At 29.7% G+C, this 12803-nt stretch carries 13 protein-coding genes; all 13 read right to left on the bottom strand.

Annotated elements, in window-relative coordinates:
• Positions 1 to 157 precede the first annotated feature (157 nt).
• The 13 genes from RSF37_RS01080 to RSF37_RS01140 all read right to left on the bottom strand — a co-directional run bounded on the left by RSF37_RS01080 (position 158) and on the right by RSF37_RS01140 (position 12784).
• Positions 158 to 1192, bottom strand: coding sequence for an AI-2E family transporter (locus tag RSF37_RS01080; protein ID WP_332562523.1), 1035 nt, complete (start codon positions 1190 to 1192; stop codon positions 158 to 160).
• Positions 1189 to 1671: a PRC-barrel domain-containing protein gene (locus RSF37_RS01085; protein WP_332562524.1), complete on the bottom strand. Its 483-nt coding sequence runs from the start codon at positions 1669 to 1671 to the stop codon at positions 1189 to 1191. Before RSF37_RS01085 ends, RSF37_RS01080 begins: the two co-directional genes overlap by 4 nt.
• A gap of 145 nt (positions 1672 to 1816) precedes the next feature.
• Complete coding sequence (gene mnmA / locus RSF37_RS01090; protein ID WP_332562525.1) at positions 1817 to 2896, bottom strand: tRNA 2-thiouridine(34) synthase MnmA; 1080 nt, start codon at positions 2894 to 2896, stop codon at positions 1817 to 1819.
• A 9-nt stretch (positions 2897 to 2905) separates the two neighbouring features.
• Entirely contained in the window at positions 2906 to 3340 is a 435-nt protein-coding gene (gene nifU / locus RSF37_RS01095) for a Fe-S cluster assembly scaffold protein NifU (RefSeq protein ID WP_332562526.1), read from the bottom strand.
• A gap of 2 nt (positions 3341 to 3342) precedes the next feature.
• Positions 3343 to 4524 (bottom strand): cysteine desulfurase NifS, encoded by a 1182-nt coding sequence (gene nifS, locus RSF37_RS01100; RefSeq protein ID WP_332562527.1) that lies wholly within the window; start codon positions 4522 to 4524, stop codon positions 3343 to 3345.
• A 2-nt stretch (positions 4525 to 4526) separates the two neighbouring features.
• On the bottom strand, positions 4527 to 4979 hold the full coding sequence (locus RSF37_RS01105) for an RrF2 family transcriptional regulator (protein ID WP_332562528.1): 453 nt from the start codon (positions 4977 to 4979) through the stop codon (positions 4527 to 4529).
• Between the two features lie 109 nt (positions 4980 to 5088).
• A complete protein-coding gene (locus RSF37_RS01110; protein WP_332562529.1) occupies positions 5089 to 6357 on the bottom strand; it encodes a replication-associated recombination protein A in 1269 nt (422 codons plus the stop codon).
• Between the two features lie 96 nt (positions 6358 to 6453).
• The gene (locus RSF37_RS01115) at positions 6454 to 7053 is read right to left on the bottom strand and encodes a sugar O-acetyltransferase (protein WP_332562530.1); all 600 of its coding nucleotides are present in this window, start codon (positions 7051 to 7053) and stop codon (positions 6454 to 6456) included.
• A gap of 30 nt (positions 7054 to 7083) precedes the next feature.
• Entirely contained in the window at positions 7084 to 7848 is a 765-nt protein-coding gene (locus RSF37_RS01120; protein WP_332562531.1) for an endonuclease/exonuclease/phosphatase family protein, read from the bottom strand.
• A gap of 7 nt (positions 7849 to 7855) precedes the next feature.
• Entirely contained in the window at positions 7856 to 9517 is a 1662-nt protein-coding gene (locus tag RSF37_RS01125) for a PTS transporter subunit IIBC (protein WP_332562532.1), read from the bottom strand.
• A gap of 36 nt (positions 9518 to 9553) precedes the next feature.
• Positions 9554 to 11212: a glycoside hydrolase family 13 protein gene (locus tag RSF37_RS01130; protein ID WP_332562533.1), complete on the bottom strand. Its 1659-nt coding sequence runs from the start codon at positions 11210 to 11212 to the stop codon at positions 9554 to 9556.
• A gap of 192 nt (positions 11213 to 11404) precedes the next feature.
• Positions 11405 to 12406, bottom strand: a complete 1002-nt coding sequence (locus tag RSF37_RS01135) for a LacI family DNA-binding transcriptional regulator (protein ID WP_332562534.1) — start codon at positions 12404 to 12406, stop codon at positions 11405 to 11407.
• A gap of 105 nt (positions 12407 to 12511) precedes the next feature.
• Positions 12512 to 12784: a hypothetical protein gene (locus RSF37_RS01140; RefSeq protein ID WP_332562535.1), complete on the bottom strand. Its 273-nt coding sequence runs from the start codon at positions 12782 to 12784 to the stop codon at positions 12512 to 12514.
• Positions 12785 to 12803 lie beyond the last annotated feature (19 nt).

The following is a 12803-nucleotide window of genomic DNA, read 5'->3' on the forward strand; positions in this document are numbered from 1 at the left end:
TATAGCTCATAGGTAGCTTCAATAAGATTGATTTAGAAGTTCACACCAAAATACTTCCTCTCTGAAAAATCTATACAAATCTACTCATCCTAATCACAGCTAATTATTGAATTTTATAAAGAAATTATATTTTATATACTTAAATATGTCAATATTTTTAGAATAAATAATAATTTAAATCATCATAAATAACTTTTATTATAACACCAATTGGAACTGCAAGTATCATTCCACACACACCAAAAAGTCTTTCTCCTATGAGTAAAAGCACAATTATTATTAAAGGATGTATATTTGTACTATCCGCTGTTACCTTTGGTGCTAATATATTACCTTCAATCTGTTGTATTATAAATATTCCAATTATAACCCATAATCCCTTACTAGGCGAGTCTATAAATGCAACCAACACTGCTGGAATACCTCCAAAAAAAGCTCCAAAGTACGGAACAATATTAAAAATCCCATTTATTATTGATAATAATATTGCAAATTTCACATCAAGACCTAAAAACAAAACTAAGCATAAAACACCTGTTGCTATTGATAATATTACTTGACTTACAATATACCTTTCCAATAAAAGATTAATATCTTCTATTATCTTTTTAGTTACACTTCTTTTTTCTTTAGGCACTATAAGATACATTTTATTTGATATTTTTTCACCATCTGATAGAAAATAATAAGATACAACTGGCACTATAGCAATCGCTATAATATTATTTGCAAATTGTATAACCCATGTTATTAAATTTCTTGACAGTTCCATTACATAACCCCAAAACTTACCTTCTACATCATCATATATAGTTGATGCAATTGGAGAGTTATCTAAAAATTTAATGTTATTTCTAAAATCTTTAAGATAATTTGAAAAATCTTCTATTATTTGCACTGAATTACCCATCTCTCTAATTAATTTAGGGATTAAAACTGCAAATATTAGTAACATAACTAAACAAATAGACAACATTACTATTAATGTTGCTTTCCTTCTAGAAATCTTTATTTTTCTAATTATCATATCCCTAATTGGCTTTAGAACATAAGCAAGTATTGAAGATACTAAAATTAAATTTGATACTTCTCTAAAAATATTCCAATTTAAATATAATAACAGCGTAACTAAAACCATTAAAATTATAGTTATCTTTATTAATAAATCTCTGTTTAAAAACTTTAGCTTCATATTTTTTCAACCTTCCTAGGCATAGACTTTAAAGTGATTTCATTCTGTCCTAAATATAATATGTATTCTTCAGCTAATATACATTCATTAATAAGAAGTATTTCCTTGCCTTTTATAAGCCTCTCAATGATTCCAGTACTTACAACTAACCCCTTTATAGTATAATCTTCCTCATTAATTATGACATCTTCTAAGACGCCCCTAATAATACCAGTCCTATCTTTGATGTCCATTCCTTTTATTTCTTTAAATTCTAACCCTTCGTTAACAATATTTTTATTAGCTATAATCATTTTATCCATAGCTACTATATCTTCACTTTTTATATAAATCCTTTTTGAGAACAAAGAATAATTTGATATCTTTAGTCCAACTACTTTCCCTTCAAAAAAATTAATAAATAAGTCTTCAACTATCCCAAGTTTTTTACCTGCTACATTATATACACTTTTCATATAAAAATCTTTACTTCTTATCATTTCCTCCCCTCCTATTTTAAACATAATTAGTTTACCCAAATATACCCTTTTTAAACTAACTATTATTAACTTTTAAATTAATGGAAATAAAAAAAAGCCTAATAACTAGATTAAACTAGTTATTAGACTTAAAAATACGTAATATTTAAGCTAAACCTTCTATTATTCCTCCACCTACAACAACCTCTCCATCGTAGAAAACTACTGATTGACCCTTTGTTATAGCTCTTTGGTTATCTTTAAAGCAAACCTTAATCTTACCACCTGGAAGTGGTTTTATAACTGCATCTGATGGTTTTGCAGCATATCTAACTTTTGCTTGAACTTCCATTTCTTCTTTTAATTCATCAAAAGGAATAAAATTAACATCTTTTGCTACTAAATTAGCTTTAAATATATTCTCTTCAGCCCCTAAAACAACTTCGTTAGTCTTCGGTCTTATATCTATAACAAATACAGGCTTTCCAAGTGCTAATCCAAGTCCTTTTCTTTGGCCTATAGTATAGTATACAATACCTTTATGTCTTCCAAGAATATTTCCTTTAGCATCAACAAAATTACCAGGTTTAACTTCATTTGGTCTTTCTTCTTTTATGAATCTACCATGATCGTTATCTGGAATGAAACAAATTTCTTCACTATCCTTTTTATTATGAACAGCTAAACCTATTTCTTTTGCTATTTCTCTTATTTTATCTTTAGTAAACTCTCCACAAGGCATTAATGTATGTGCTAATTGATCTTGTGTAAAATTATAAAGAGCATATGTTTGATCCTTTTTATCATCATCTGATCTTATTAAAAGATGTCTTCCATCTCTCTCTTCGATCTTGGCATAGTGTCCAGTTGCTACATACTCAGCTCCTATACCTCTAGCTTTTCTTAAAAGTTCATCAAATTTTAAATGTTTATTACAAGCAATACATGGATTTGGTGTTTTTCCATCTATATATTCTTGAACAAAATATTTAATTACGTTCTCTTTAAAAGAGTCTCTAAAATTCATTACATAAAAAGGGATATCCAATTTTTCTGCAACTCTCCTTGCATCCTCTACAGCAGATAAAGAACAGCATCCGCCTTCTCTCTCTTCGTATTCTGCATCTTCTTGCCATATTTGCATTGTAACTCCAATTACATCATAACCTTGTTTCTTTAAAAGGTAAGCAGCGACGGAACTATCCACTCCGCCGCTCATACCTACAACAACCTTCTTCTTTTCCATAGAATTCTCCTATTCTTCTCCGTGAATGTGATCGTGTAAGTCATCTCCATGTTCTTCAAAATCCCAAGCTTCTAAGCCTTCTTTTTTTCTATAATCATTTATAGCCTTATGAATAGCTTCTTCTGCAAGTACTGAACAGTGCATTTTAACTGGTGGAAGACCATCTAATGCTTCTGCTACGGCTTTATTACTTAACTCCCAAGCTTCATCTATTGTCTTTCCAATAATCATTTCTGTTGCCATTGATGATGATGCTATAGCAGATCCACAACCAAATGTTTCAAATTTAGCATCCTTAACTACATTATCTTCTATTTTAAGGTATACTCTCATGATATCTCCGCATTTAGCGTTTCCAACTTCACCTATACCGTTTGCGTCTTCTATAACTCCTACATTTCTTGGATTTCTAAAGTGATCCATAACCTTTTCTGTATATATCATAATTACTTTTCTCCTCTCTTAATAAAGTCAGTCCAAAGTGGTGACATTTTTCTAAGTCTTTCTATAATTGGTGGTACAACTTCTAATACGTAATCTACATCTTCTTCTGTTGAGCCATCTCCAAGTGTTAATCTTAATGAACCATGTGCTTCTTCATGAGGTAATCCAATTGCTAAAAGTACATGTGATGGATCTAATGAGCCTGATGTACAAGCACTACCACTTGATGCGCATACTCCTTCAAAATCTAATGAAAGAAGTATTGATTCTCCTTCGATAAACTCAAATGAAACATTAACATTACCTGGAAGCCTCTTATCTCCTCTAGGTCCATTTAATCTTGTGTAAGGAACTTTTAATAATCCTTCTATTAATCTATCTCTTAAAACAGTCATTTTTTTAGCATGTTCTTCTAAGTTATCTGTTGCCATTTCTATAGCTTTTCCAAATCCTACTATACTTGCTATGTTTTCAGTTCCTGCTCTTCTGTTTCTTTCTTGACCACCGCCGTGGATTAAGTTGTGTATTCTAATACCTTTTCTTATATAAAGTGCTCCTATTCCCTTTGGTCCATATACTTTATGACCTGCAATAGATAATAAGTCAATGTTCATATCCTTAACATCTATTTCAACATTCCCTATAGCTTGAACCGCATCTGTATGGAATAAAATTTTTCTTTCTCTACATATTGCACCAATTTCTTTTATTGGTTCTAATGTTCCAATTTCATTATTTGCAAACATTATTGAAGCTAGTATAGTTTTATCTGTAATTGCATTTTCAAAATCTTCTACACTTACAAAACCTTCTTCATCTACATCTAAATATGTAACTTCAAACCCTTGTTTTTCAAGATACTGACAAGTGTGTAATACAGCATGATGCTCTATTTTTGTTGTTATTATGTGGTTTCCTTTATTCTTGTAAGCTGAAGCTATACCTTTGATAGCCCAGTTATCTGCTTCTGATCCACCACCTGTAAAATATATTTCATTAAGATCAGCATTTAAAGCTTTAGCAACTTGACCTCTTGCTTTATCTACCGCCATTTTAGTTTCTCTAGATAATCCATAAAATGATGATGGGTTACCAAATTTATTAGTGAAGTAAGGAAGCATTTCCTCTAAAACTTCTGGTTTTACGTATGTTGTTGCAGAATAATCCATGTATACTGATTTCATATCTATTCACCTCTGTCAATTAAATTTAATTCTTCATTTTTTCTTTTGATTGAGTAATAATCACTCACTATATCTTCAAGTGTTATACCTTCCATAACACTATCAATGCTATCTTTAATTTTTTGCCAAAGTATTCTAGTTGCGCAACAATCTATATTGTTACATTTAGAACCTTCAATACAATCTGCTATTTCAATAGGTCCTTCTAGTACATACATAATGTCTGAAACCTTTATATCTTTTGGTTCTCTATTAAGTACGTATCCACCTTGAGCTCCTCTTATACTTTTTATAAGTTTTGCTTTTCTAAGGGGACTAAAAAGCTGTTCTAAATAATATTCAGATATATTTTGTCTTTTAGAAATTGTTTTTATTGATACTGGTGACTCTCCATAATTGATTGCTAAATCAACCATAGCTTTAACACCATATCTTCCTTTTGTAGATAATTTCATTTTTTCACCCCTTCATAGTAGAGTAACTTACTACGATTTATGTTTATATCTTACCAAAGCACTCGGTTATTGTCAATAATGTTATGTAAATAAATTAATAATAATCAAATTATTTTTTTACTTTACTCCAATAATCATAAATCGCCTTCTCAAATTTATTATTTCCTTCAATATAATACTTTTTATTTTTTATATTATCTGGAAGGTATTGCTGTTTAACATATGAATTTTCAAAATCATGAGGATATTTATAATCTATTCCACGCCCTAAACTTTTAGCTCCACTATAATGTGCATCTTTTAACGTTTTAGGTATATCATCAACCTTTAAGGTATCTAAGTCTCTAAGGGCGCTATCTATTGCTGAATATGCACTATTTGATTTTGGACTTGTAGCTAAAAGCAATGTAGCTTCTGATAATGGTATCCTAGCTTCTGGGAAACCAAGCTCTCTTGCAGAATCAACTAATGATTTAACAATTAAAGATGCTTGAGGATATGCAAGACCAATATCTTCGCTTGCAATAACTTGAAGTCTTCTACAAATTGATATTAAGTCTCCAGCCTTTATAAGTCTTGCTAAATAATGTATTGATGCATCAGGATCACTACCTCTTATAGCCTTTTGAAATGCACTTAGAATATCATAGTGACTATCACCTTTCATATCGTAAGCAATTACTTTACTTTGAGTACTCTCTCTTGCAGTTTCTAGATTAATTATTATGTCACCTTTTTCATTTGGATTAGTTGAATTAATTGCAACTTCAAGACCATTTATTCCTTTCCTAACATCTCCATTGGAAGCTTTTGCAAAGTAATCATATGCTTCATCAGTTACAACTATTTTTAAATTTTCATATTCCTTTTCTTGAATTTCCTTTGCTCTTTTAAGTGCAAAAATAACATCTTCCTCACATAACGGTTTAAATTCAAATATAGTTGATCTACTTAATAAAGCTTTAAAAATATAATGATAAGGATTTTCTGTAGTTGAAGCAATTAATGTTATTCTTCCATCCTCTATATATTCTAACAGTGATTGTTGTTGTTTTTTATTAAAGTTTTGAATCTCATCTAAATATAAAACAACTCCGTCTCTTCCCATAAAAGTATCTAAGTCACGTCCAATATCTTGAATATCCTTTAAAGATGCAGTTGTTGCATTTAATTTATAAAATTTCTTATTTATTTTATTAGAAATTATATTCGCTACAGTTGTTTTACCTATTCCAGGTGGTCCATAAAAAATCATATTATTTATTGCACCACTTTTAACTATTCTATTTAATATTTTATTTTCACCTAATATATGCTTTTGCCCAAATACTTCATTTAGTTCTTTAGGTCTTACCTTTTCAGCTAATGGTTTATACATTGCACCTAACTCCTATTTTCATCTTAATTATTAAATAATTATATCATACTTAATAAAAAAAGCTGCACCTTAAAAGATGCAGCTTTTATAAACTATTTAAATATATCTCCCTTTAAAATATCTTCTCTTATCCTCATCTGTTATTTCTCTTATAACTTTGCATGGGTTACCACCTGCAACTACATTACTTGGTATATTCTTTGTAACTACACTACCAGATGCTATTACAGTGTTTTCTCCTATAGTAACTCCAGCGTTTACTATAGTTCCACCACCTAGCCAAGCATTATCACCTATTTTTATTGGAAAGGCATATTCAACGCCTTTAACATTTCTAAGTTCTGAATCAACAGGATGTCCTGCTGCAAAAAGAGATACATTAGGTCCCATAAGAACATTCTCTCCTATAAACACTTCTGCACAGTCTAATACTACAAGATTATAATTTGCATAAGAGTTCTCTCCAAAATGAATATTATATCCATAATCACAACGGAAAGGAGGTTCTATAAAGAAATTCTTTGGTCGATTTTTAAAAAGACCTCTTAACAATTCATTTCTTCTTTCTATTTCTCTTGGGTTTAGACTATTATATTCAAATATAACATCTTTAGCATGTTGTCTTTCCTCTAAAAGTTCATCCCCAAAAGCTAAGTATAAATCACCATTTAACATTTTTTCTTTTTCACTTCTCATAACATACTCCTCACTTAAATAAATTTAATTTTACAACTCTATTTCTACACCATAATGATCAGAAACAATTTCTTTATTTTTCTTATTAAATATAACTTCAGATCTTTCAATATATGACTTTTCATTTGTTAATATTAAATCTAGTCTTTTACTAGAATTACAATCTTTCCAACCATCTATTGTACCTTCAACTGTAATTCCAGAATCCTTAAACTCAGCTATATCATAAGTGTCATATAACTGTTTTTTTATCAAATAATCATACCCTTCATTTTTAACAAAAGCATCATTATTAAAATCACCCATAACAAAGGCTCTACAGTCATTTCTCACATGTTCATAAAGTTTATCTACTTGATGCGTAAAACTCTCACTTTCATCATTCCACCATCCTAAGTGACATGATAAAAACTGTATATCACAATTATTAATTGAAATTATAGCTTCGACTATCTTTCTACTTTTATAAAATTTATAATCCTTATTTTTAGAAACATAAAAGCTACTGCTCTCCTTTATTTCATGTCTTGTAAGTATGGCCAATCCTTCTTCAAAAATATCATACCCAATATGAGAGAAATCCCAAATATAATTATACATACCAGCACCGATATTTGTAAGCTCTTCTATTAATATATTACAAAAGTTATTTTTTTTAACCCCTATTTTTTGGCTAACTTCTTGAAGTGCTATTACATCATACTCTTTTTCTTTTATAACTTTTGCTAAATATTTTATTTTGTCTATCTGATTATCTTCTTGCCACGAATGGCAATTTAATGTTAATAACTTCATAATTATCCTAAATTCCTAGTGCATCTTGTATATTAGATTTTAATACATCAGCCTTAGGTCCATATATAGCTTGGACCCCTCTATCTTTTGTAATTAGTCCAAGTGCGCCATTCTTTTTCCATTCATTTTCACTTGATACTTTATCAATGTCTTTTACAGTAACTCTAAGCCTTGTCATACAAGCATCTATATCTTCAATATTTTCTTTTTCCCCAAGTAGAGTAATAATATTTTTAACTTGTTCATCATCAGTAACTATATTTTTCTCTTTTGAGCCTTCTACATTATCCTCTAGTTCAATATAATTTCCCATTCTTCCCGGAGTTGCAATTTTAAATTTCTTAATTAAAAAGTTAAATACGAAGAAGTTTGCGCCAAACATAACACCACATGTAATTACAAAATTAATTAAATCTCTTGTAAGTCCAGCATTTATCATCATTGGTGTTCTAGTAAGAAGTTCAATAAATCCAAAAGCATGTACCCTTGCCTGAATTAAATCTGCTATAGCAAATGCTATTCCAGTTAAAAGTGCATAAACACCATAAAGTATTGGTGATACAAATAGGAACATAAATTCAATAGGTTCTGTAACACCAGTTAAGAATACAGCAAGTGCTGCTGAGAAAAATATTGTTTTATATTTTTTTCTTCTATCTTCATCAACATTTTTATACATTGCAAGTGCAATTGCAATTAATGAAGAACATGATAATACTACTTGTCCAAATTTAAATCTTGCAGGCACTACACTATTTAAAAGTTCATTGTAACTTGCCATATCACCAGCAGACTTAAAGTTTATTAAATCTGTAATCCACGCAAGCCATAAAGGATCTTGTCCTGCAACCATAGCCCCTGCGTTTGTTCCAGTTAAAGCTTGATATACACCACCTAGTTCCGTATAGTTTATAGGAACTGTTAACATGTGATGCAATCCAAATGGCAATAATAAACGTTCTAAACAACCATACACAAATGGAGCTAACACTGGCGCTGTATCTTTTGACTCTGCAAGCCATATACCAAAATCATTTAAAGCTCCTTGTACAAATGGCCATAATATTGATAAACCTATTGCAACAATAGTTGACCATGCAATAACAACAAATGGTACAAATCTCTTACCATTAAAAAAGTCTAAAGCACTAGGTAATTTATTAAAATTATAATATTTATTATATAAAGTCCCTCCAAGAAAACCTGATATAATACCGATGAAAACCCCCATATTAAGAGCAGGTGCTCCTAACACATCAATAAAATAATTTGATACTACAAGAGGTGATCCAAATAAAGATTTTACAACCGATGTGTTATCTAATAACATTTCTGGGGTTACAGCAAATATTGCTCCTGTTATCCTATTTATTAATATAAAAGATAGTACACCTGCAAAAGCACCGCCTGCTTTATCTTTAGCCCAGGATCCCGCAATAGCTGCTGCAAATAATAGGTGTAAATTATTAATTACGGCCCATCCTATATCCTCCATAACTCTTCCTACTGTATCTATAATCGTTATGTCTGTGTACATTCCAATGAGTTTTCCTAAAGAAATCATTATTCCTGCAGCTGGCATTACTGCTATTACTACAAGAAGTGCCTTCCCAAATTTCTGCCAAAAATCAAAGGAAAGTATTTTTGCTTTTTTATTTTTACCTTTCATATCCTCGTCTCCCCACTATTTTATTTTTACCATAGTCTATAACTTGTACATTCTACACTCATAAGGTTTTAGTACAAATTCATTAATATCATCATGTTCTGAAACTTCATAATTGTTAATAAGTAAATTATTATATTTTAAAGTATTATCATAGCTATAATTAACATCATTTAGAGATAAATTAGTAATTATAATATACTTTTCATCTTCTAAAGTTCTTGTATACGCATATATGAAGTCGTCATCTTCTAATATAAGTTCATATACACCATATATTAATGCTAAGTTATCTTTTTTTAGTTTAATCATTTTTTTATAAAAGTTTAAAATAGAATTATTATCATCTTTTTCTCTTTTAACATTTATATTCTCATAATTGCTATTAACTTCAATCCAAGGTTCACCACTTGTAAATCCTGCATTTCTTGAATTATCCCATTGCATTGGTGTACGCGAATTATCTCTTGAAGTAGCTCTAAGTACTTTAAGAGCCTCTTCTTCACAAATCCCATTCTCAATTTTATCTCTATACTCATTAATACACTTAACATCATCATACTTATATACAGAATCATACCTTACATTTGTCATGCCAATTTCTTGACCCTGATATATAAAAGGCGTTCCTTTTTGCATGAAATACATAAGCGCTAAAGCAGTTGCACTTTCTCTCCAATAGTCTGTATCATTGCCCCAAGTTGAAACAGCTCTTGTTATATCATGATTTTCTATAAATAATGCGTTCCAACCAACACCTTCTAATCCTTGTTGCCATCTTGTGAGTATTTTTTTACACTCTTTTGCACTAAATTTCGAATCATTCTCATTATTCCAAAGATCTAAATGCTCAAACTGGAATACCATTGAGAATTTACCATTATCTTCTCCAACCCACATATCTGCTTCATCAGCACTAACTCCATTTGCTTCTCCAACTGTTACAATATCGTACTTATCGAAAGTTTCTTCTTTTAGTTCCTTTAGGAAGTCATGTATTCCAGGTACATTCATATGTTTCTCAAAAGATGGTACATATTCATAATCATCTTCACTTTCCATATTCTTAAGCCCTTCTTCTTTTTTTATGTGGCTTATTGCATCAACTCTAAATCCATCGATACCTTTAGCAAGCCACCAATTAATCATCTTATATAACTCTTCTCTAACCTCTTTATTTTCCCAATTTAAATCAGGCTGCTTCTTAGTAAATAAGTGCATATAATATTCATCAGTATTTTCATCATATTCCCAAACTGAACCTTTAAAAATACTTTCCCAATTGTTAGGCTCTTTATTATCTTCACCGGATTTCCAAATGTACCAGTCCCTTTTAGGATTATTCTTAGATGATTTAGATTCGATAAACCATTTATGCTCATCGCTAGTATGATTTATAACTAAATCTATAATTAATTTCATATCCCTTTTATGCACTTCTTCCATTAGAAGGTCAAAATCTTCCATATTTCCAAAATCTTTTAATATATTTTGATAATCACTTATATCATATCCGTTATCATCATTTGGAGATTCATAGACTGGGCATATCCATATAAGATTTATACCGAGTTCTACTAAATAATCAAGTTTTGATATAATCCCTTTTATATCACCTATACCATCTCCATTTGAGTCCTTAAAACTTCTAGGGTAAATTTGATATCCTATAGCTTCTTTCCACCACATTTTCTTCATATATTACCTCCAACAGTGCAACCGATTGCACAAATGCTTAAAAAAATTTCTTTTAGTTTTATGTTAATAATATATCATTATTTGAAAACTATTACAAAACACATTGCAGCTTGTTTACTTAATTTATACTTAAATATTTCCATTTTCCTCGTATTTCCTTTAATTTGTGCAATCGCTTGCACAAATTAATTTTTATCTAAATGAATCCCTTTTTATTAGCTCAGTTTCAATAATATAATTAGACTTACATTCATTTACTTTATTTAATCTATCAATTAAAAGCTTCGCTGCATAATATCCAAGCTTTTCAGAATTAATATCTACAGACGATAATGTAGGATTACTATGCATACAAAAAGGTATATTATTAAATCCTACTACTGCTATATTATTTTTATTTAAAGCCATTAAAGCTTTCTGTACTCCAAAAGCTAAAAGGTCATCTCCAGCTATAATAGCTGTAGGATTACTATTTTTTAATATCTCCATTGCTCCTTTAAAGCCAAATTTCTCTTTAAAGTCTTCTGCTTCATAAATTAATTTACTTTTAAGTTCTATCCCATTATCTTTAAGACCACTAATATAGCCATTTAATCTATTCTTTGATACATTTAAAGTATTATGTCCACCTATAAAACCTATCTCACTATGACCGATAGCAATAAGTTCATTTACTAGATCATATACCGCCTTAAAGTTATCATTATCAACCCACAACATATTATCATCATCTTCTGGCTTTCCTATAACTACAAAAGGAAATTCTATTTTTTTAAGATACTTTACATAATTATCATTTTCTTTTGCTCTAAACAAGCATATTCCATCTACTAAATTGCTATCACTAAATTTTCTAATCCAATCATCATTGTTTGAATTTGCCTCTTCAAAAGCATACATTATGTAATAATTATTTTTTTCTGCACATATACTAACTCCTTTTAGTACTTGTATGAAAAATGGATTTGAAAATATTTCCTCGGCACCTTCTGGTACTACTACTGCTAAAATATTTGTTTTATTATTTGCAAGTCCTCTCGCTATAGCACTTGGCACATAATTTAATTTTTTTATGGCATCATGAACTTTCTTTTTAGTTTCTTCACTAATTTTATTGCTATTAGATAATACTCTAGATACTGTTGACGTTGCAACATTAGCCTCTTTTGCTACATCTTTTATTGTCGCCTTCATACTCTCTCCCCTTAATTTACTTTTTATTAACTATAGTACCTAATATTATAAACTATTATTAAGTACTATAGTCAATATATAAATTTCTTAATCGCAAAAATATATTTATCTATTATGATATAGTCTAAAATTATAATTTGAATTTTTATATATCATATTTAGTATTTCAGGGTCTGTTTTTTCTATTACTTCATATGTAAATGCACAATATAATAAACCACCTATAGGTAACTGTTTAAATTGTATATCTCCTAATGAAATAATAGTTATACCTCCTCCTATTAATGAATAAATAAGCATCCTCTCTTTTGTACAATACTTTTTAAGCGACTTCTTTATTCTTTTTGGCGTTGGAATTGTTATTACTTTTATAAACATAATTAACCCTTCTAAAAAT

The organism is Clostridium sp., assembly GCF_036643715.1.
In the GTDB taxonomy this organism is placed as follows: Bacteria; Bacillota; Clostridia; order Clostridiales; family Clostridiaceae; genus Clostridium.